The sequence below is a fragment of the Trinickia fusca genome, from assembly GCF_003628145.1.
In the GTDB taxonomy this organism is placed as follows: domain Bacteria; phylum Pseudomonadota; class Gammaproteobacteria; order Burkholderiales; family Burkholderiaceae; genus Trinickia; species Trinickia fusca.
Genome location: NZ_RBZV01000014.1, coordinates 1 through 19,870 on the forward strand (window position 1 = coordinate 1; position 19,870 = coordinate 19,870).

Annotated in this window: 16 protein-coding genes; 7 read left to right on the forward strand and 9 right to left on the reverse strand. The window is 63.3% G+C overall.

What is annotated here, in order from left to right; translation table 11 throughout:
- Window positions 1–330: citrate/2-methylcitrate synthase (locus D7S89_RS23080; RefSeq protein ID WP_281273187.1), on the reverse strand; the 330-nt coding region annotated here is incomplete at its 3' end.
- Window positions 331–623: 293 nt separating this feature from the next.
- Here D7S89_RS23080 and D7S89_RS23085 point away from each other — a divergent pair.
- From D7S89_RS23085 to D7S89_RS23100, 3 genes are all read left to right on the forward strand, one after another.
- On the forward strand, window positions 624–908 hold the full coding sequence (locus D7S89_RS23085; RefSeq protein ID WP_245983177.1) for an H-NS histone family protein: 285 nt from the start codon (window positions 624–626) through the stop codon (window positions 906–908).
- 512 nt (window positions 909–1,420) lie between these two features.
- On the forward strand, window positions 1,421–2,131 hold the full coding sequence (locus tag D7S89_RS23095; RefSeq protein ID WP_121281203.1) for a response regulator: 711 nt from the start codon (window positions 1,421–1,423) through the stop codon (window positions 2,129–2,131).
- 57 nt (window positions 2,132–2,188) lie between these two features.
- Window positions 2,189–3,310, forward strand: coding sequence for an ATP-binding protein (locus D7S89_RS23100; protein ID WP_121281204.1), 1,122 nt, complete (start codon window positions 2,189–2,191; stop codon window positions 3,308–3,310).
- A gap of 41 nt (window positions 3,311–3,351) precedes the next feature.
- On the opposite strand, the gene D7S89_RS23105 is transcribed toward D7S89_RS23100, so the two are convergent.
- Together D7S89_RS23105 and D7S89_RS23110 are read right to left on the reverse strand one after the other, a co-directional pair.
- Window positions 3,352–4,410: a response regulator gene (locus D7S89_RS23105; RefSeq protein ID WP_121281205.1), complete on the reverse strand. Its 1,059-nt coding sequence runs from the start codon at window positions 4,408–4,410 to the stop codon at window positions 3,352–3,354.
- A gap of 57 nt (window positions 4,411–4,467) precedes the next feature.
- Window positions 4,468–7,473, reverse strand: coding sequence for a hybrid sensor histidine kinase/response regulator (locus D7S89_RS23110; protein ID WP_183085322.1), 3,006 nt, complete (start codon window positions 7,471–7,473; stop codon window positions 4,468–4,470).
- Between D7S89_RS23110 and D7S89_RS27580 the strand changes: the two genes are divergently transcribed.
- The gene (locus D7S89_RS27580; RefSeq protein ID WP_183085323.1) at window positions 7,472–7,750 is read left to right on the forward strand and encodes a hypothetical protein; all 279 of its coding nucleotides are present in this window, start codon (window positions 7,472–7,474) and stop codon (window positions 7,748–7,750) included. The two genes, D7S89_RS23110 and D7S89_RS27580, sit on opposite strands and share 2 nt — an antisense overlap.
- 209 nt (window positions 7,751–7,959) lie before the next feature.
- On the opposite strand, the gene D7S89_RS23115 is transcribed toward D7S89_RS27580, so the two are convergent.
- Window positions 7,960–10,311 (reverse strand): patatin-like phospholipase family protein, encoded by a 2,352-nt coding sequence (locus tag D7S89_RS23115; protein ID WP_183085324.1) that lies wholly within the window; start codon window positions 10,309–10,311, stop codon window positions 7,960–7,962.
- 100 nt (window positions 10,312–10,411) lie between these two features.
- On the opposite strand from D7S89_RS23115, the gene D7S89_RS23120 reads away from it, so the two are divergent.
- A complete protein-coding gene (locus tag D7S89_RS23120) occupies window positions 10,412–12,796 on the forward strand; it encodes a tetratricopeptide repeat protein (protein WP_121281208.1) in 2,385 nt (794 codons plus the stop codon).
- Between the two features lie 106 nt (window positions 12,797–12,902).
- Here the strand turns inward: D7S89_RS23120 and D7S89_RS23125 are convergent, their stop codons facing one another.
- The 5 genes from D7S89_RS23125 to D7S89_RS23140 all read right to left on the reverse strand — a co-directional run bounded on the left by D7S89_RS23125 (window position 12,903) and on the right by D7S89_RS23140 (window position 17,401).
- Complete coding sequence (locus tag D7S89_RS23125) at window positions 12,903–13,715, reverse strand: penicillin-binding protein activator LpoB (protein ID WP_121281209.1); 813 nt, start codon at window positions 13,713–13,715, stop codon at window positions 12,903–12,905.
- Window positions 13,716–13,738: 23 nt separating this feature from the next.
- Complete coding sequence (lpoB, locus tag D7S89_RS23130) at window positions 13,739–14,347, reverse strand: penicillin-binding protein activator LpoB (RefSeq protein ID WP_121281289.1); 609 nt, start codon at window positions 14,345–14,347, stop codon at window positions 13,739–13,741.
- A gap of 80 nt (window positions 14,348–14,427) precedes the next feature.
- On the reverse strand, window positions 14,428–14,823 hold the full coding sequence (locus D7S89_RS27585; RefSeq protein ID WP_183085325.1) for a YcfL family putative periplasmic lipoprotein: 396 nt from the start codon (window positions 14,821–14,823) through the stop codon (window positions 14,428–14,430).
- Window positions 14,824–14,909: 86 nt separating this feature from the next.
- Entirely contained in the window at window positions 14,910–16,340 is a 1,431-nt protein-coding gene (locus D7S89_RS27590) for a COG3014 family protein (protein ID WP_183085326.1), read from the reverse strand.
- 356 nt (window positions 16,341–16,696) lie between these two features.
- Entirely contained in the window at window positions 16,697–17,401 is a 705-nt protein-coding gene (locus tag D7S89_RS23140; RefSeq protein ID WP_121281211.1) for a response regulator transcription factor, read from the reverse strand.
- A gap of 500 nt (window positions 17,402–17,901) precedes the next feature.
- Between D7S89_RS23140 and D7S89_RS23145 the strand changes: the two genes are divergently transcribed.
- Together D7S89_RS23145 and wecB are read left to right on the forward strand one after the other, a co-directional pair.
- Window positions 17,902–18,576 carry a GGDEF domain-containing protein gene (locus D7S89_RS23145; RefSeq protein ID WP_121281212.1) on the forward strand — a complete coding sequence of 225 codons (675 nt, stop codon included), beginning with the start codon at window positions 17,902–17,904 and terminating at the stop codon, window positions 18,574–18,576.
- A 42-nt stretch (window positions 18,577–18,618) separates the two neighbouring features.
- Window positions 18,619–19,797 (forward strand): non-hydrolyzing UDP-N-acetylglucosamine 2-epimerase, encoded by a 1,179-nt coding sequence (gene wecB, locus D7S89_RS23150; protein ID WP_121281213.1) that lies wholly within the window; start codon window positions 18,619–18,621, stop codon window positions 19,795–19,797.
- Window positions 19,798–19,870: the final 73 nt, after the last annotated feature.

Sequence of the window (19,870 nt, forward strand, 5' to 3'; positions counted from 1 at the left end):
CATGACGTCCATCGGATGGGCCGAGGCCGGGACCCACTCGAGCGCGGCCTTCACGTTCGCGGGCAGGCCGCGCAGCGCCTTGAGCTTGGCCTTGTAGGCGGTGAGCTCGGTGGCGGTGGGCAGCTTCTCGTGCACGAGCAGATACGCGATCTCCTCGAACTGGCAGCTGGTGGCCACATCGAGGATGTCGTAGCCTCGGTAGTGCAGGTCGTTGCCGGTGCGCCCGACCGTGCACAGCGCGGTGTTGCCGGCGGTCACGCCTGAAAGTGCGACCGACTTCTTGGGTTTGAAGCCCGAGGGGTTCGCCGCGACGTTGTCGGCTTCGCTCATGATCGTTTCCTCCGGAGGCGTACAGGTATTGTTATGCGCGACAGAGGTTATGCGTTGGCCGCGCCTCGCTCAATGTCAAAAACGGTCAATCTACCTGACGATATTTACCATTCGCAAGCCGGCGTGACGGGCCAATTCGCTCGGCATAACGAGGCAGGCACGATGTTTGCTTATGCATGGCCCGCGCGTGGGCCGCGCTGTCTCGTCTGAAAGTCTGCCAATCGGCGGGAAGCGGTGGTCCGAATGGCTAGTATCGTTGCGCTCACAACAACATGTTATGGAGGAATTTTTCTGTGGCGACCTACAAGGAATTACTCGCTCGAAAACAAGAATTGGACGCCGAAATCGAAAATGCCCGGCGCGCCGAAGCCCAAGAGGCGCTCGACAACGTGCGGGACACCATTGCAGCGTTCGGATTCACGCCCGACCAAGTCTTCGGCGCACGCCGCAAGTCGAAAGCGTTGGGTAACGCGCCGCGCTTTCGACATCCCGACACGGGCGAGACTTGGGGCGGACGCGGTCCTCGGCCGCGCTGGCTGAAAGGCAAGGATCCCGAGCAGTTCCGCGTGTCCGAATAGCCGTTCAGCCCTGCCGGGCTTGGCAAGCCCGGCGCCTTCATGGGCTCGCTTTCCCTCCCTTCGTTTCAGGCCTTCCCGCAGCCTTTGCCGCTGCGGATGGCTCCCTTCTTAGCAAGGGCCTGTTCACGCTAATAACAGGCTTGCGAACGCGCCTTGCCGGTCGTAGTGCAAGGAGGGAGGAGCGCCGTTTGGCCGAGCCAAACAAGCGACGACCGACGCCGCAATACGGCCGGCAAGGCACGTTCCCCAAATTATCAATATCCTTCCACGGGCTGGCCGCCAGAAGGGCCGATCGCCGCGTCATGCTCCTCGTGAATACGTCCAGTATTCCCTTCGTCGCAATCCTTGCGCTCGGCCCTTCTGGCGGCCAGCGCAAGCCTGTTATTAGCGTGAACAGGCCCTAGTGCGTGACGCGCGGAGAAAGGGCGGTAAAATCGCTGCGTTTTGTACGCACTTTTCCAATTTTTTCCACCTTCGTTCCCCAAATTTACCTAGCCTCAAGCTGCGCAGCCATGTCTCAAAGGATTTTGCTTGTCGAGGACGACCATCGACTATCCGCCCTCGTCGCAGGCTATCTGCGCAAGAACGGCTATGACGTCGACGTCGTGCTCGACGGCGAGGCGGCCGTGTCCGCCATCGTGGAAGGCCAGCCCGATCTGGTGATTCTCGATATCAATCTGCCCGGCAAGGACGGCTTTCAGATCTGCCGCGAAGCGCGCGAGAAGTTCGACGGCATCATCGTGATGGTTACCGCGCGCGACGACCAATTCGACGAAGTACTCGGTCTCGAATTCGGCGCCGACGATTACGTACACAAACCGGTCGAGCCACGTGTGCTGCTCGCGCGCGTGAAGGCGCAGCTGCGCCGTATGCCGGCCCGCACGGCCGCCGAGCCTCAGACGGAGCCCGAAAGCTATCAATTCGGCAAGTTCGTCATCAATCGCACCACGCGCTCCGTCACGCTGCCCGACGGCAGCGTTCCCGAACTGACGTCGGCCGAGTTCGATCTGCTCTGGGCGCTGGTGCGCCAAGCGGGCGAGGTGGCGAGCCGCGACGATCTGCTGCGCGAGCTGCGCGGCATCGGCTTCGATGGGCTCGACCGTACGGTCGACGGCTGCATCTCGAAGCTGCGCCGCAAGCTCAACGACGATGCCACGAACCCGCAGCGCATCAAGACGGTACGCGGCAAGGGCTACCAATTCAGCAAGCTCGCCTGGGAATGACGGCGGCCTGCCGGCCGTCCCGGTTCCGCCATCACGTTAATTTTTCTTGACGAAGACATGACGCAAGCCGGCACTCAACTGTCCGCGTACCGTTACTCCAAATGGCGCTGGCTGCGCTTTCGACGCTCATGGACCGACACGCGCGCCGACCGCGTCCCGAGCTGGTCGAAGCTCTATCTGCGGGCCTACGTGCATCTGCTCGCGCTCGTGCTGGTAGTGCTCGCCGTCGTGCTGGCGGCGCTCGCGAAGACACTGACGCCGGCTGTCGTCTGGCACGGTCTGCACGCGCTGCCGGGCGGCGTGGTGCCGCTCGTGCTGATCGCGTGCCTCGTTCCCGCGTTCGCGACGTATCAGTGGATCCGGCCGATCTGGCTCGACCTCGTGATGGTGCGCGAGCGCGCGATCGACTTCACGGGCGGTCGCTTCAACACGCGAGCGCGCGAATCGCATAGCGTGTTCATCGGGCCGCTCGCGCGGACGCTCAACGCGCTGGCCGAGCGCATGGAGCGGCTCATCGCCGCTCAGCGCGACCTGACCAACGGGATTTCGCACGAACTGCGTACACCGCTTGCACGCACGCGTTTCGCGCTCGAGATCCTGCGCGAGCCTGGCTCGGCGCAGGAGTATGACAGTGCGATCGCCAGCATCGAGCAGGACGTGACGGAGCTCGACGAGCTCATCGACATGAGCCTGACCTATGCACGGCTCGAGTACAGCTCACTGCAATCGAACCTGGAGCCGACGCCGCTCGTGGCATGGCTCGAAGCGCAGGTGCGTGACTCAGCCGTGCTGTACGCCGATAAGCAGGTCACGCTCGACATCGATGCGGCGCGCACGACGCGCGCACGGATGGACAAGCGCCTGATGTCGTACGCGCTGCGTAATCTGTTGCGCAATGCGGGCAAGTACGCGCGCTCGCATATCGTCGTGGCGCTCACGGTGCGGCACGGCAATGTCGAACTCGCCGTCGAAGACGACGGCCCTGGCGTGCCGGCCGCCGAGCGCGAACACATCTTCGAGGCATTCGTGCGGCTCGATCGCAACACCGGTGGCTACGGCCTGGGCCTCGCGATCACTCGGCAGGTGCTGCGGGCGCACAACGGCCGCATCGCCGTGACCGAGCCTGCCGCGCTCGGGGGCGCGCGCTTCGAGATCAGCTGGCCCGCGGACAACAGATAACGCCGCCTTTTGCCGCCGTGCGGCCCGTCACGCTTGCCATGCTATTTGACGCCCGGCAGAAACGTTTCGAGCTTCTCGAGCAGGGTGGCACGCACGAACGGTTTGACCATGAAGTCGACCGCACCGGCTTTCAGCGTCTCCAGGACGATTGCGCGCTGGCTATGGCCCGTGACGATGATGACGGGCACATGGGCGAACGCTTGCACCGACTTGAGGCGTCGCGTGAGCTCGACGCCGTTGAGGTCGGGCAGGTCGACATCCATCAGCACGAGATCGGGCCGCACCTTCCAAAGCAGGCTCAAGGCTTGAATGCCGCTCGCCGCGCAGGTCAGGTCGATGTTCGTACCGGACAGCAGTTGGCCTAGCAACGTGCGCTGAAAGGCCTCGTCGTCGACGGCCAGCACGCGCGGCCGGACGAGCGTCGCCAACTCGCGCATCGTGCGGGCGGCCTGCAACTGAGCACCCAGCGCGCTCGCTAGTGTCTGCGCGGCGCGGCATAACGCATCGACCGATTCGCCGAGCCCCGAAAAGTGATGCATGAACTCGCTGCCGGCCGCTTGCTCCGCCGCGCTTGCGGCAGCGCTCGTGTTGTCGACTTCGGTCGCGAAGCGGCGCGCGAACTCGGCCAGGTTCGGCTCGAGGCTTGCGATGTAACGCGCATGCGCAGCCAGTTGCCCCGGGGTCACGGCCTCAAGCGTGGCGTTTTCGAGGGCCTGCAGCGCATGATGCACGGCCATCGTGAGGCGCGGGCCGTCGTTCGTCGAGGGCCAGAACAAGACGTAATCGTCGAAGTCCCCCTTCCGGCAGAGATCACAGACGCGCCACAGATCATGGCTGCTAGTGAGCACGATCGTGCGATGCGGCACTGCATGCACGAGCTTGCTCGTGTGGTAGAGCCCCATGTAATAGCGCTGTGCGGCGTCGAGCCGGCCGAAGCTCAAAATGACGACCGACGGCAGATGTTGGTCGAAGTCGCCGGCGGCCTGCTCGGGCCGCGTCGACACATGAAGCACGCGGAATTCCTCCGCGAGCAGGCGCGCGACGAAACGGGCGTTGGCGTCCGAGTCGGCTGCGATCAGGATCGAAGGATCGTCTTTCAACGGAATCTTCCTGTGGCGTAGGGAGGCGCAGAGGCTGACCGCGTCATCGCAACGACCTCAAGCGGGCGGACCGGCCGGCAGGGTTTGCGCCAGGCGCCGAGCTTGCGCCAGGCGCGACGCGACCCCGGACGCAAGACGGTAAGCGGTGTCGAATTGCACGGCGAGCGCCGCGAGCGACGCGTCGTCTTGCGTCTGAGCGACACTTTCGATGCGTGCACAGAGCTCGCCGAGCGACGTCGCGCCGATCGAGCGCGACGACGACTTCAACTTGTGAGCGACAGCCGCCGCTTCGGGGCGGCGGTGCTCGTTCAGATGCGCGACGAGCTCGCGCGCAAGGCTCTCGGAACACTCTACGTACTCCTGCAACAGCATCTGTACCGTTTCAGGATCGTCGCCGACGATACCTTTGAGCACGTCGAGATCGATGAGTCCGGCATCGTCCGCGGGGGCAGGGGCGGGCGAATCGGATACAGTGGATGGCGTCGCCGCCTCTGCGGGCTCGTTGCTTTCGACGATCGGTTCCGCGCTGTCGGCAGCCGCAGTGTCTGCCTCAGCGTCTGCCGATGGCGACGCGGTCCATTGTTCGAGCGCCTGTTGCAGCAGATTGAGCTTGAGCGGTTTGGTCAGGTAGTCGTCGATGCCGAGTCCCTTGGCGCGCGTCGCCTCACCATGAATCGCGTTGGCCGTCAGCGCAACGATCGGTATGCGCTTGCGATGCGTCTGCACTTCTTCGGCACGGATGGCCTGCGCGAGCTCGTAGCCGTCGCGCTTGGGCATGTGCAGGTCGGTCAAGACCAGCGTGTAGGGCTTCTCGCGCCACCTGCGCAGCGCTTCCTCGCCATCGACCGCCATGTCGGCCTGGTAGCCGAGCAGCGCCAGTTGGCGTGAGATGACGGTGCGATTGACCGCGTCGTCTTCGGCGACGAGGATCGTCGTGCCGGGGGCGGGTGGCATATGCGTCATCGGCGTGCCGGTTTCCTCGGCAAGATGGGCGGCCGCCGGCTGTGGGTGGACCCGCCCTCCAGCAAGCAACACCGCATCGAGCAGCACGCGGCGGCGCATCGCTTGCGCGCCGAGCGACACCGTGCGGTCGTCGGCGGAGATTACGGTGAGTCCGCGGCCAGCCGTCAGCATGACGCGTCCGGCTGCCGCATGCGCGGGATCGGCCGCGGCGGCGATGACGGCAGGGCTGTCTTCGTCCACGACGAGCACGACGACTCCGCTCGTTTGAGCGAGCTGCGCGTGTAATTGCCGAGTCTCGCGGACGAGCGTGACCGATGCGCCCGCATGGTCGAGATAACTGACGATGCCGGCGATGTCGCCGTCGAAGCCTCGTGATAGCGATACGATGCACGAAATTCCAGAAAGATCGGGGTGCGCGCGTACAGGCGCGTCGGGTGCGATCGTGAGCGGCAGGCGCACGACGAAGGTCGAGCCGCGGCCGGGCTCGCTCGATACCGTCAGATCGCCACCCATCAAGGAGACGAGCCGCCGGCAGATCGCCAGGCCGAGTCCGGTGCCGCCGAAGCGGCGCGTCGTCGACGCTTCGGCTTGGCTGAACGGCTGGAACAGCTTTTTGATCGTCTCGGGTGCCATGCCGATGCCGTTGTCGGCAATCTCGAAGCGCGCTTCGATGGCGATGTCTTCGGCGCCTTCATACAGTGTCGCGCGCACGGACACGCGTCCCGGCACGCCTTCGCGTCCGCCCGAGAACTTGATGGCATTGCCGACGAGGTTATAGAGCACCTCGCGCAAGCGCGTGTCGTCCGACATCACGTACGCCGGCAGGTCTGGCGACACGTAGGTGCGCAACACGACGCCGCGCGCGTCGGCGACGCTTGCGAGCGACGAGCACAGTCCATCGACGATGTCTTCGATCGATACCGGCGCCGATTCGATCTGCATCTTGCCCGCTTCGATCTTCGAAAAATCGAGAATGTCGTCGATGATCCGCAGCAGTGCCGATGCGCTATCGCGGATCGTCACGACCATGTCCTTCTGATCGGCAGATAACAGCGACCGTGCGAGCACCTCGGCCATCCCGATCACGCCGTTCATCGGCGTGCGGATTTCGTGACTCATCGTCGCGAGAAACGAGCTCTTGGCGCGGGAAGCCGCTTCGGCGTCGCGGCGCGCGGTTTCCAACTGCTGAGCCTTGGCCATTTCGCGTTCGTTGGCGGCGGCCAGGCTCTCGACTAGATTGCGTGTGCGGCGTTCGACCACCACGATCAGCACGGTCAGCGCGAGTGCCGCGGTCAGCAGCAACAGACTGCGCGTGAGCCAAGCCGACAGGTAATCGCGTGTCAGGTAGCCGACCGCGACCGCAAGTGGATAGTCGGGCAGCGTGCGATAGCTGACGATGGCGTCGCGTCCGTCGATGAACGCGGGCATGCGCAAGGTGCCGGAAGGCGCTTGTTCCAGCGCGCGGCGCAGCGGGTCTGCCCGTGGCAGCGTCGTGCCGACCGAACGGTCGAGTCCCGCACGTAGGGCGCGAACGACGAAGTCATGCGTGCCGACGACGCTGACGATGCCGCTCTTGCCGATATGCAGGCCGTTATAGAGCTCGGTGAAATAAGACGGGGCGACCGAAACGACCACGACGCCCAGAAAACGCCCATCTAGGCCATTGATGCGCTGCGACAGTTGCAACGATGCTTTCCCGCTTGCACGCCCGACGAGCGGCCGGCCGATCATCAGCGCCGTACTGGGGTTGTGCACGTGGGCCTGGAAATGTTCGCGATCGGACAAGTTGATCGGCTGGAAGCCGGCCACTGTCGACGCGCGCAGATAGCCTTGCGAGTCGATGACGGCCACCTGCACGAACACGTCGAGCTTGAGCAGGCCCGAACTCACGTAGTAGGCGAGCGGGATCGAGACGCCGTCGTTCTGCACCTGCCACGAAACGAGGGCGGCGACCTGCTCGGCCTCGCGCATCACGCGTGTACTGTGGGCGGCCAGCGCGTCGGCGAGTGCGTTTGCGCCAGCGCGGGCGCTGCGCATTTCGGCGTTTTCGTCCCATACCGTCAGCGCGCCCAGCGCGAACCACAGCGCGGCAAGCAGCATGAGGCTCGACAGCCGCACGCTGAAAGAGCGACGTTTGGCGCTCGCCGGCGATTTGCCGGGCGAAGGCGGCAGGGCGGGGGCTGGCGATGAGGTGGCAGAGACGTCCATGTCGAGACTCGAGTCGCGTCGAGAAATCGGCCAAGCAGCGCGTCGCACGCGATATGGCGATATCGCGTTATCCGCACGGTATGCCCTGGATGACGGCATCCTCGTGCGGAATCTTCATACATATTTTACTGATCTGTTTTCAGAAGCTTTGATTTTTATCAAGGACTGAAGTGGCTTGGCTGGAGCGGCCGGAGCGGAGATGGGCGAATTCGCTTTTAGGGGCGAATCAGTCGCTTATTGACTGACGGGCGGTTAATACGACCGAAACCGCAACGGAGGTTAATCGCAAATTACTTATTTAAATTTGCGAATCGACTTGATATGGAACGCGCAGCGCCGTTCGAACGGCGCTGCAGCGCGTATAGAGTCAATTCACGCTCAGTACGTATGTCCGAGCTGGAAGTAGATGTTGCGCCGCCCGCCCGGCGCGAACGCGACGCCGACATACATCGGGCCGAACGAGCTCGTCACGCTCGAGAAGAACGTAATGCTGCGTTTGAGCCGGCCGCTGCCAAAGTGGTCGCCTTGTTGCCAGACGTTGCCGGCTTCGGCACTCACACCGGCGTAAAGGGCTTGCAGCGGCGCCGTCTGAAAATGCATGAGCTCGTTCAGATAGGTCACCTGCGCGTACAGCAGCGAATTGCCCGAGAGCTGATCGGCCGCGTAGGCCGACAAGTGCTGGAATCCGCCGAGCGTAAAGCCGAGCGGGTTCACGGGATTTTGCCCGCCGAGGTCCCCACCGGCTTCGATGCTGGCATTCAGGCTATGGCGTCCGAGGCTGACTGCCCCGATCATCTTGCCGTAGAGCTCCGTGAAATTGTTGGCTTGCCCGAAGATCGAGCGTTCCGCCCGCACTTCGGTGAAGTAGCCGGTGCGCGGAAACAGCGGGTCGTCGAGCTGGTCGATCACGAGCTTGGCACGCGCCGTAACCTGCCGTCCGTAGATGTCCGGGAACAGCAGGCTGCCATCGTCGTACATCAGGTTGTAGACGGCTGACCCGTAAGTGTGGGCATAGGCGAGCCCGATACGGAAATCGCCGAGGCTTGCGAGCGGCAAACCGAAATCGAGGCCGACACGCTCGGTCTGCAGATGGTATTGCGTGACGCGCAGGCCGGTATCGTCATCGTAGATGCTCGCGAAGCGGCGCTGGAATTCGGCGTACGGCGCAATGTAGTAACCGAGCGAATTCGACAACGGCTGGCGCAGCTCGGTGTGGAACGCCAACAGATCGCTGCCGAGCGTGCCGTCGGCGCGCAGCTCGAGCCCCGACTCGGTGAGCCATGGCCGGCGATAGCCGATGTTGAAGCGAAAGCCGCCTTCGTCCTGCGAGCTGCTCGACATGCCGAGGCCGAAGAGCAGGAAGTTCGGGCCCCACGATTTTTCGTGCGCATCGATCACGAGGCGGTGTTCGTCGCCGTCGTTGACCATCTGCTGGGACACGCTTTCGAACTCGCCCGATGTCGCGAGTGCTTGCACGTCGTCATTGACGGCATGCGGGTCGTATACCTCGCCCGGGTGGACGTGCAGATAGCGGCGCAGACGCTCGGGCGGCACCTCGCCGTGCGTATGGATATCGATCTTCGTGATGCGCACGGGCGATTCGCCCGGGCGCTCATGCGCCTGGCGATAGGCTGCATACTGTTCGGGCGTCAAGGCGAAACGCTGCAATTTCGGCAATGCGGCGCGCGCGGCGGCCGCACCAGCGGCGATCGCATCGTTGGCATTCGCGAAATCGGTAAAGCTGAGGTTGCCGAGCTCAGGCTCGATCAGCACGTCGTTCGCACCGAGCCGTGCGCGCTGGCGCTTCACGTTCTGGTGGATCAGGATGCCGAGCATCTGCTGCATCACGTCGGCCGGCGACGACAGCGTGTCGAGCGGCCGCAGCGGCGAGCTGATGTTGACGACGATCAGCGCGTCGGCCCCCATGCTATGGGCCGCGTCGGTAGGCACATTGTTGACGAGGCCGCCGTCCACGAGCGTGATGCCGTCGACCTCGGCCGGCGCGAACAGCCCCGGCATCGCCATGCTCGCGCGGATCGCCAGCGGCAGCGAGCCGTGCTGCAGCACGACTTCGTCCCCGGTGCTCAGGTTCGTCGCGATGGCCCGGTAGGGGATCGGCAGCAGGTCGAACGGCGCGTCGGCAGGCAGCCCTGCAGTCCATTCCTGAAGCAGCGCCTGTAACCGGTTGCCTTGCACGAGCCCCGCGGGCAGCTTGACGCCGCTTGGGCCGAAGCCGAGGCCACCGACGTAAAGCCGTGAATCTTCGCGTTGCGACTGCGGCAGATCGGAGCGTTTCTCGACGTCGAACGCGATATCGGTCAGGTTCACGTGCGCGAGGCGCGTCTGCATCTGCTCGGCGCCCATGCCGCTCGCGTACAGGCCGCCGACCACGGCACCCATGCTCGTGCCCGCGATGCAGTCGATGGGAATCCGGTTGTCCTCGAGCACCTTGAGCACGCCGAGGTGGGCGTAGCCGCGTGCGCCGCCGCCCGAGAGCACGAGTCCGATCGCCGGGCGCGATGCGTCGCCGAGGTGCGCACGGCAGACCGGGACACCCTCGGCCTGCGCGGTCGCCGCGCCGAATGGGAAAAGCGCGATGGCCGTGAGGGACACGGACACGGTCGACTTCCATCGGACGCAGAACGGCAACGGACGCTTCATGCTGATTGGGAAAAAAATACGGCATCTTACACAGGCGCAGCCATTTCTGTAATGAGCCGTTACATGCATGGGTAAATTTCTCCCACGGATTCGTTGCTTTTAAACACATGCGTAATTTATCCCTCCCTAAAATCGCAGGTTCAACTCCCTTGTAGACGAGGCTGATCCGATGTCGACCGAAGCGCGTTTCGCGCAAGCCAAGGCGTTTCACCTGGCAGGTGCCTTTGCAGCCGCTCGACCGCTGTATGAAGCGATCCTCGCCGATGAACCGGCGAACGATGACGTGATGTTCCGACTCGGCATCCTGGCTTGGCAGACAGGGGATGGCGAGATGGCGCTCGCCTGGGTGCGTGGTGCGCTCGAGCGACGCCCGCGCGAGGCTCGCTACCGTCTCGGCGAAGGACAGGTTCTCGTGGCGTTGCAGCGCCTGGACGAGGCCGCAGCCGCTTATCGGCAAGTCCTGGCCGACGATGCGCGCTCGTGCGACGCTTGGTTCGCGCTTGGCTGTGCGTTGCAGGCGAAAGGCGATTGGCCGGCCGCGATCGACGCCTATTCGTCGCTGCTCGCGATCGAGCCCGCGCATGCGGATGCCCTGAACAACCTCGGCAACTGTTTGTACCGGTGTGGCGAGGCGCAAGCGGCCGAGGCTGCGTATCGGCGCGCACTGGCCGTGCAGCCGGCCTATGCGAGTGCGCTGGCGAATCTGGCGACGTTGCTACAGGCGCGCGGCGCCGTCGACGAAGCCGTGACGTTGCTGCACGAGGCGATTCGCGCCGAGCCGCACACGGCCACGCACCACGCCAACCTGGGGACGGCGCTGGCGGAGCGGCGGCACTATGCCGAAGCGGCTGAAGCACTTGAGCGTGCGCTCGCGCTCGATGCGTGCTGCCCGCAGGCGGCTTACAACCTCGGTGCCGTTCGGGAGGCTCAAGGGAGATATCCGGAAGCGGCTGCGCACTATGAAGCCGCGGTTGCGCTGAACCCCGGCCACGCCGACGCTTACAACAACCTCGGCAACGTGCGCAAAGCGCTTGGCGAATTCGCCGCCGCCGCCCAGGCATTCGATGCGGCGCTGCGCCTGCGTCCGGGCTTTGTCGCGGCGCGAAACAACGCAGGCAACCTGGCGCGCACGCTGGGGCGTATGGACGAAGCCGAAGCGCATTACCGTGCAGCGCTCGACGGCGATGCATCGAGCGCTACCCATCGATCGGCGACTTACAACAACCTCGGCAACGTGCTCAAGGACACGGGCGAACTGGACGAAGCCGTGCAGTGCTATCGCGATGCTCTGCAATGCGATCCCGGCAATATCGTCTCGCATAGCAATCTCGCCTATGCGCTCACGTTCCAGACCGAAGACGCCGGTGCCATCCTCGCCGAATGCCGTCGTTTAGCCGAGCGCCACGAGGCGCCGTTCGCGGGCAGTGCGCGTGTCTACGCGAACACGCGCGAGCCCGACCGGCGTTTGCGGATCGGCTACGTGTCGGCGGACTTTCGCGACCATTGCCAGTCGCTGTTCACGGTGCCGTTGCTGTCGCATCACGATCGCACGCGCCATGAGATCGTTTGCTATTCGAGCGTTGCGCGTCCCGATGGGCTGACGCAGCGCATTCAGGGATACGCCGACTTGTGGCGTGATGTGCGGGAGTTCGACGACGATGCGCTCGCGCAGGCCATTCGCGACGACGCCATCGACGTGCTCGTCGATCTGACGATGCACATGGCCGACGGCCGGCCGCTGCTGTACGCGCGCCGGCCGGCACCTGTGCAGGTCGCGTGGCTCGCGTATCCGGGCACGACCGGCAGCCAGGCGATCGGCTATCGGCTCACGGATCCGTGGCTCGATCCATTAGGCCAAGCCGATGTCGACGCGTGCTACAGCGAGCGTTCGATTCGCCTGCCCGACGCCTTCTGGTGCTACGACCCGCTTGCCGACGTGCACGCTGTCGGTGCGCCGCCGGCGGTCAGGAATGGGTACCTGACATTCGGCTGCCTGAACAATGCCTGCAAGCTGACGGATCGCACGCTTCGGATGTGGGCACCTGTGTTCGCGCGACTGCCCAGCGCCAGGCTGATGCTGATGGCCGCGCCCGGTGCGGCGCGCGATCGGCTCTCGGCGCGGCTGCGCGCCCACGGGATCGACGATGCGCGTGTGGACTTCGTCGCGTTCCGACCGCGTGCGGCCTACTTGCAGACCTATCACGCAATCGACGTCGCGCTCGACACGCTGCCGTACAACGGCCATACGACGAGTCTCGATGCGCTATGGATGGGCGTGCCGGTCGTTACGCGCGTCGGCCCAACGGTAGTGGGGCGCGGCGGGCTCAGTCAGCTCGCGAATCTGGGCTTGACTGACCTCGTCGCGCATACGGACGACGATTTCGTCCGCCTCGCCGTCGAACTTGCGGGCGATCTGCCGCGGCTCGCAGCGTTGCGCGCGGGGCTGCGCGCGCGCATGCAGGCATCGCCGTTGATGGATGGTGCCCGCTTTGCCCGCAACATCGAGCACGCTTATCGCGAGATGTGGCGGGCGTGGTGCGGGCAGGGCGTTTAGCGTTCCGGGCCGGTGGGGGGGGCTGACGGTAGCAAACGCTCGAAGAGGTTCGCGCGGCGCTCGGCATGTTTTCGTTTGCTTCGTCATTGCCGGGCCGCGCGACCGATCACTCGTAAACCTTCACGCCTTGCGACTGGGCCGGGGCGGTGCCGCCCGGCTGATCAAGCGGTTCGGTGCCGCTGCCGCCCACGCCGCCGCCGAATTGCTGGGTCAGCTGCGACACGACCTCCTGAGCCAACGATTGCGAGACCTGCTGCATCACACGGGCCTTGTTGGGCGTGAGCCGGGCGCCGGAGCTCCAGATCTTGTTGTCGTTGCCGTCCCCGACCGCGGAGAACGCCGCCTTGACTTCGTACGTATGCGTATTGATCAGGCTGAACTCGGCGCCAAGCGACAGACTGTACAAAATCGTCGTCGTGTTCGTATTGTCCACGGGCTGTGTATCGTTGCGCCATTCGACGCTGTCGACCACGCCGAACAGCACGTAGTCGGCGCCCGGGTAATACCCTTTCTTGATCTGGGCGATGACGTCGAAGATCTGCTCGCCGCCTTCCGGATTCACGTATGGCCGGGCTTGCGTGACGCGGAAGGCGCGCGTGGAAATCAAAGCGCCTTTGATATCGCCCGTGAATTTGCGCAACTGACCGTATTCGATCATTTCATAGGTGCCGGCTGCCTTGACGTATGCCGCTTCCTGGTCGTTCGAATAGCGACCGGACGCCGAGGCCGAAAAGCCCGACTCGCGTTCGTTCGAGGAAGCGCGTTCGGAGCTTTTCGCGTAGCCCGCCTCATAGTAAAACGACTGTCGAACCGTATCTTTGTAGGTCAAATCCGCGACTGCGATTTTGACCTGCGCATGTGCGCCGGCCGCCAGCAGGCAGCCGGCGAGCGTCGCAAAGAGTTTGTTTTTGATAGACATGAAGTTATCGAGCTAAAAAGCGATCAACGCTGGGAAGTCTTGCGGATTTCCTTTTCGTCCGCCCACTCCATCAGGCCCGTTTCGTTGTTGATCAGATTCAAGTCGAACACGTAGTAGACGTCCTTGACGTTGCTCGAACGCTTCACGATCGACGAAATGCTGCCTTCGAGGCGATACTTGGCCCCTTCCATTTTCCCGATCTTCGCGGAGCCGTTGCTGCGATAAAGGCCCGACTGACTCTGACGCTTCAACTCGTCGACCTGAGATTGCATTTCCGTCGTCGAAACGGCAAAGCGAACGGAGCCGCTCTTGAGCAGCTCGGTACGAATCTTTTCCGTGATCACGCGCGTATCGATGTACTCGGACGTCTTGTTCTTCACCTCGGCGAGCGTGACCACCGGCGGCTTCCCGGCTTGGGCGATGACGCGCGACTGCAGCAGCGAGCGCGACATGGCTTCGGCAATCGATTGCAGATCCGTGGAGCCGAATTCGTTGGTCACCGTTTCAACGGCTTGCGCGTCGCCATATTGCACATTGCCGCTGCCGCCCACGAGCGGACCGTTGACGGAACAACCGACGAGCGCGGCCGCGCTCGAAATGATGGCGCTCGATTGCAGAATTCGTTTGAACATCGTTTGCATGATCATTATTCCTGTAAAGCTATGAATCTATAAATGAACGTAAAGCGCTGCGCCCTCGGCGGCGCCGAACTTCAATGTGCGGTCTGCACAGACGCGGACGGCGTATACACGGTGTTATGCGGGCTATGAACTTCGATATAGAAGTCGGTCGCTTGCGGAGTCGGGGCGATTCCCTGAATGCTCAGTTGCTGCCGGCCATGGATGGTGACCGGCTTCCAGGCTTCATCGCTGCTTGCCGAGAAGCCGTCGGCGTCGAGCCACTTGATCCGGTATTCGAATTGGTCGTCGCTGTTGCTGCTATTCGTGAAGTTGGCCTCCAGAAACAACAAGTTGCCGCGCCGCGCCGCGCGCAAACCCGTGACCTGGATGTTGTCCATTTGGCCAAGCTGATGCACCTTCGATGCGATCGTTTCCGCTAGAGCGGCCGGTGTCGCCGTGTACAGGCAGGCCATGGCCAACAAGGCCATGCAAAATCGGAAAACCAGTTTCATAAGGCTCCTTGACACGTTGAAAAAGCGCTTGGGCAGGTCGTGCCCAAGCGCACGAAATTGACTTACTCGGCGACCGTAGCGCTCGGCACGTGCTGCCGGGCGACCTTGCGGGTGTGCGCTTTCCGCGGGGCCGCTGTTGCGGTATCGGGGGGCGAGGCCGGCAAGGTGGGCGACGCTGCGCCGGCTTGCGACGTATCGCTCGGTGCCACCGAGGCGAGGGCTTGGAGGAAGGGGCCGATCGGCCGCAAGACCGCCAGGGCGTGAGTGCCTTCGATGTCGAGCGTGGCGCTCAAACGACCTTGCGGCGTGTCGATCGACAACGTCTGCTGTCCGCTCGGGACGCTCACACGCGCCAGCGAGATATAGGCGGGCAGGGTGCGCCATTCGCGTGTGTCGGCGCGCGAGGTCAGCGCCGATGCCACACCGACGGCAAGACTCAGCAATTTGCCCGTGTCGTTGTCTTTGCTCGAGAGCGCGGTTTGCGCGGCGGCCGATACCGCCATGCGCACGGCGCTGCGCGCGATGAGGGTCGGCATATCGTCGCGCAAGGCGCGGCGTGCCATGGCGTCGAGATTGGTGGCTACGACGGTCGGCACTTGCTGGGTGCCGATCAAGATGCTGCTCGGCGCGTAATTGGACGGATCGGGGCGGATCACCGGGTATGACGCAGTCAGCAATTTGGGGCTATTGCCGATCATGATCGGCAGCGTCAAATCCACGGAGTCGCGCGCGGGGATCCAGCCCGTTTCGACGATCACCAGCAGATCGGTCTTCCCGTTTGCCGGCCGCGATTTGCCGAGATTCGCGAGGCTATCTTTCAGCATCGGCACGTCGGGGCGCAGCTTGATCGCCTGTTGATAGCCTGCCGCGGCCAGACTTTGCTCGTTCAGCGCTTCGAACAGGAAACCCGCCAGATAGTGCGATGCGGCGCTCTGATACGAATTGCGCAAGTTGTTCACTTCCGGGTCTTTGAAGATTGCTACCGGATAGCCTTTGATATCTTCGACTTGCGAGACGGAGTCTTTGACGTCGTGCTTTTGCGCTTCGTCCTTGAGCGCGTCCACCTGCTTGGAGCGCAGATCAGCGATGAAGGTCTCGCGCTCATACATTTTGCGGATCTCGATGCGCGCCTGATCCCACTTGCCGGCGATCATGTCGTTCTCGGCCAGCATCGTGTTGAGCATTACTTTTTCGTAATCTTGGCCTTCGTAGCGGGCGAAATCGTCGCTCAGCAACCACGCGCCCACGTCGCCGGCCGTTTTTGACAGCTTGCCGCGGGCATCGTCTTCCCAGCCGCGAATCCGCGAGTCGGCGACACGCCATGATTCGCTGCTGGCATCGACACCGCTCGTGCGCGTCCGCATCAGCTCGCCGCGCTCGAAGTAGTACAGCAGGTCGCGATCGTCTGGCTTGTCGCCCTCGTAAAGATGCTCATGGCTCGCGATGGCGGCGTCGATCGAGCCGGTGCGCATGATGTCGGTGGTCGTGCTCATTTTCTGCGAATAGCTCGCACAACCACTCATCAACGAAATCAAACAGCCCGCGATCACAGCGGGTCCAATCTTATAGTGCCGAAGCATGATGCTTTAACCCCGATGCATGTCATGCAGTGACAGTCCGTAGCGGCGCATGGCGCTACCGGGTCACTAGTAATTGATGGTCTTGTTTTTGGTTTACTGCTTTTGCTAATTTTGAGTGCGGGCGACACGCGCGCAGCGGATCTCGGATGTTGGCGTAATTTGTCCCGTAATGAGCGTGGAAAGGCGCTCACATTAGCATGCGCGTGAGTAATTTGGTACCCGACCCCCGTTAGGGCCGGCGTTCCCTGGGGGCGCAGCGCGCGGCTGGCTTATTGGTCAAGCGGGTCTGTGACGGTTTCGAGGCGATAGCCGTGACCGTAGACGGGTGTCAGCCGCATGCCGTTCTCGGGGCGCAGCTGCAGCTTCGTGCGCACACGCGACATATGCGTGTCCAGCGTGCGCGAGATGGCGCTCGGCGCCTGCCCCCAGATCGTGCCGCCGATGTGCTCGCGCGACAGCACGCGTCCGACGTACTGAAACATCAGCAGCACGAGATCGAATTCGCGTCCGGTCAGATCGATCTGTACGTCTCGGAGATAGCACGTGCGGTTCGTGGCGTCGATCCGGTAGGGGCCGACTTCAATCGTCTGCTGCTCTTGTGCGGAGCCTATGTTGGCGCGGCGGGCGAGGGCGTCGATACGCGCGAGCAACTCCGCCTGGCGGATCGGTTTGATCATGTAGTCGTCGGCGCCTGCGGTCAGTGCGGCAACGATATCGGATTCGAGCGAGCGGCTCGTCATGAAGATGATCGGCACGCGCTCGGTGAGATTCGCGCGCGCCCAAATCGTCACCTGGTGGCCCGTGACGCCGGGCACTTGCCAATCGAGCAACAGCATGTCGAAATTTTCGCGCTTCAATTCGCGGATCAAATGACTGCCGTCCATAAACGTATGACACTCATGCCCGGCCTCCGCGAGGATCGTGCGGATGCGTTCGACATGGGGGCCATCATCTTCCAGATAAGCGATCTTCACTTCATGTTCTCCCAGGCATGCTCGCCCAACCCGCTGCTGCCGATCGCACGGCAGCTGGTGTAGCAAGTTTAGGCGACCGGGATTCTACTCTGCGACGCAAAGCACTGTGTCTAGGCGCGCAATTCGAACGGGTGTCGAAAGCATCACGACACGATACAATTGCCGCCTGTCTGGGCCCCCCAGGCCGACAGCGAAGCTGTGGCGCAAAATCGTCGTCGAATTGATACGGCCGGCAACGGCAATTGCGACTGATTACAGGCAGAAAACGTTTGCGTTATACATCATGATGAATTTGCTTTTCCAGCGTCACTTCATTTTCATCGATTGTGGTAGAAGATCGTAATTCGACTTTCCAACACGCCGGTAACAGTTGTTTTGATTGCGACATCTCGAAAATTGGCACGATTGCGTTCGGATGAAGTTTTGTGTGACGCACGCCTTGCAGAGTGCGCGCTTCGATAAATAAGAATGAGCGGGAAATCGTGGGTGCTGGACGGAAGATGAATGAAGTGTATCGAGGTGCGGCGGGCCTGCAACAGCTTGGCTGGTTCGCGCAAGTCAAGCAGTGCGTGAGCTGGTTGCGCGGAAATCTGCTTGGCAGCGAGCGCGACCGATTGCTCGATCGCATTCGCTATCTGGAATCCGAGGTGTCGCGTTGGTCGAAGCTCGCGATTACCGATGAGCTCACGGGCGCGTTCAATCGTCGGCATATCGACGACGTGTTCAAGGAACACCTTTTGCTGCAACGCTGCAGCGAATCGCTCGCCTTCTGTCTGTTTGACGTCGACAATTTCAAGGCCTACAACGATTCGTACGGACATGGTGCCGGCGACGAAGCGTTGCGGCTCGTCGCGCAGACGGTGCGCAGCAAGTTGCGTCACGCGTGCGACAGCCTGTTCCGCCTCGGCGGCGATGAGTTCTGCATCCTGCTGTGCGCGCCGTCGCCGACGGAAGCCTTGCATGTGGTCGAGCGTCTTCGGCTGGCGGTGCGCGAGCTCGCCTTGCCGCATCCGTTTGACCGCAACCAGGTGCTGACGGCGAGTTTCGGGCTGGTCTGGCGTTGCGACCGCAGTCCGCTGAGGCTCGTGCCGCGCGAACTCTATCTGAATGCCGACCGGATGCTGTACGACGCCAAGCGCGCGGGCCGCGATCAGGTCAAGCTGGCCGTGCTGTAACACGGCGTTCGACGTAAGAACAAAAAATAGACGGGGTGATGAATGACGTTGAGGATCATGTCGGTGTTCGGCACGCGGCCGGAGGCCATCAAGATGGCGCCGGTCGTCAAGCAGCTCGAAGCGGCGCCGGGAATCGAGTCGATCGTATGCGTGAGCGGTCAGCATCGCTCGATGCTCACGCAGGTACTGGATCTGTTCGGTATCGATCCGCACCACGATCTCGACTTGATGACGAACGACCAAACGCTGAACGGCTTCTCGTCGCGGCTGTTCGCCGCGCTCGACGACGTGCTGGCGCGCGAGCAGCCCGACCGCGTGCTCGTGCACGGCGATACCACGACGGCTTCGATGGCCGCGCTGGCCGCCTTTCACCGCCGTATCCCGGTCGGCCACGTCGAAGCGGGGCTGCGCACGGGCGACTTGAGCCGGCCGTGGCCTGAGGAAATGAATCGGCGCGTCGTCGATGTCGTCAGCGATTTGCTGTTTGCGCCGACGGCCAGCGCGAAAGCCAATCTGCTGGCGGAGTCGCTGCAAGGGCGCGCGATCGTGACCGGCAACACCGTCATCGACGCGCTGTACTTGATCACCGACCGTATCGATCGCGATCCCCTGCTCCGCGCCGAACTCGATCGTGCGCTGCCGTTTCTCGACGACGTCAAGCCGCTCTTGCTGGTGACCGGTCATCGGCGCGAGAGCTTCGGCGCCGGATTTGCCGCGATCTGCGAGGCGCTGGCCGAGATCGCGCGTACCGAAGCGGTCCAGATCGTCTACCCGGTGCATCTGAATCCGAATGTGCGTGGCCCTGTCCACGGGGTGCTCGGCGGGGTACCCGACGTTCACTTGATCGAGCCGCTCGACTATCTTGGATTCGTGCGGCTCATGCAACGCGCGGCCATTGTGCTGACCGATTCGGGCGGTGTGCAGGAGGAGGCGCCGGCGCTCGGCAAGCCGGTGCTGGTGATGCGCGAGGTGACCGAGCGGCCCGAGGCGCTGGCCGCAGGCGGCGTCAAGCTCGTCGGCACGCGGCGCGAATCGCTGGTCGGGGCGACGCGCGAGCTGCTCGAGCACATTCGTGCCGGTGGGGCTACGGCTGGGCGCATGTCGCCATACGGCGATGGGCTCGCGTCGGCGCGCATCGTCGCAGCCGTCGCCGGGCAGCCGTTCGCCGAATTCGAGCCGGGCGCCGTGGTGCGTGCCGCCAGCGCGGGGCAGCCGACTTAGCGACGCGCCTCGCTTACCTGTCGCGGGCCGGCCGTTTGGCTCGCGATACGCCCCGCTCGAGCAGGGCGCTCCC

Coding starts and splice junctions, on each gene's coding strand:
- D7S89_RS23095 (WP_121281203.1), top strand. CDS start 1,421: ATGTCTCAAAGGATTTTGCTTGTCGAGGACGACCATCGACTATCCGCC.
- D7S89_RS23100 (WP_121281204.1), top strand. CDS start 2,189: ATGACGCAAGCCGGCACTCAACTGTCCGCGTACCGTTACTCCAAATGG.
- D7S89_RS27580 (WP_183085323.1), top strand. CDS start 7,472: ATGAGGCTCGACAGCCGCACGCTGAAAGAGCGACGTTTGGCGCTCGCC.
- D7S89_RS23110 (WP_183085322.1), bottom strand. CDS start 7,473: ATGCTGCTTGCCGCGCTGTGGTTCGCGCTGGGCGCGCTGACGGTATGG.
- D7S89_RS23115 (WP_183085324.1), bottom strand. CDS start 10,311: ATGCATGTAACGGCTCATTACAGAAATGGCTGCGCCTGTGTAAGATGC.
- D7S89_RS23120 (WP_121281208.1), top strand. CDS start 10,412: ATGTCGACCGAAGCGCGTTTCGCGCAAGCCAAGGCGTTTCACCTGGCA.
- D7S89_RS23125 (WP_121281209.1), bottom strand. CDS start 13,715: ATGTCTATCAAAAACAAACTCTTTGCGACGCTCGCCGGCTGCCTGCTG.
- lpoB (WP_121281289.1), bottom strand. CDS start 14,347: ATGTTCAAACGAATTCTGCAATCGAGCGCCATCATTTCGAGCGCGGCC.
- D7S89_RS27585 (WP_183085325.1), bottom strand. CDS start 14,823: ATGGCCTTGTTGGCCATGGCCTGCCTGTACACGGCGACACCGGCCGCT.
- D7S89_RS27590 (WP_183085326.1), bottom strand. CDS start 16,340: ATGAGCACGACCACCGACATCATGCGCACCGGCTCGATCGACGCCGCC.
- D7S89_RS23145 (WP_121281212.1), top strand. CDS start 17,902: ATGAATGAAGTGTATCGAGGTGCGGCGGGCCTGCAACAGCTTGGCTGG.
- wecB (WP_121281213.1), top strand. CDS start 18,619: ATGACGTTGAGGATCATGTCGGTGTTCGGCACGCGGCCGGAGGCCATC.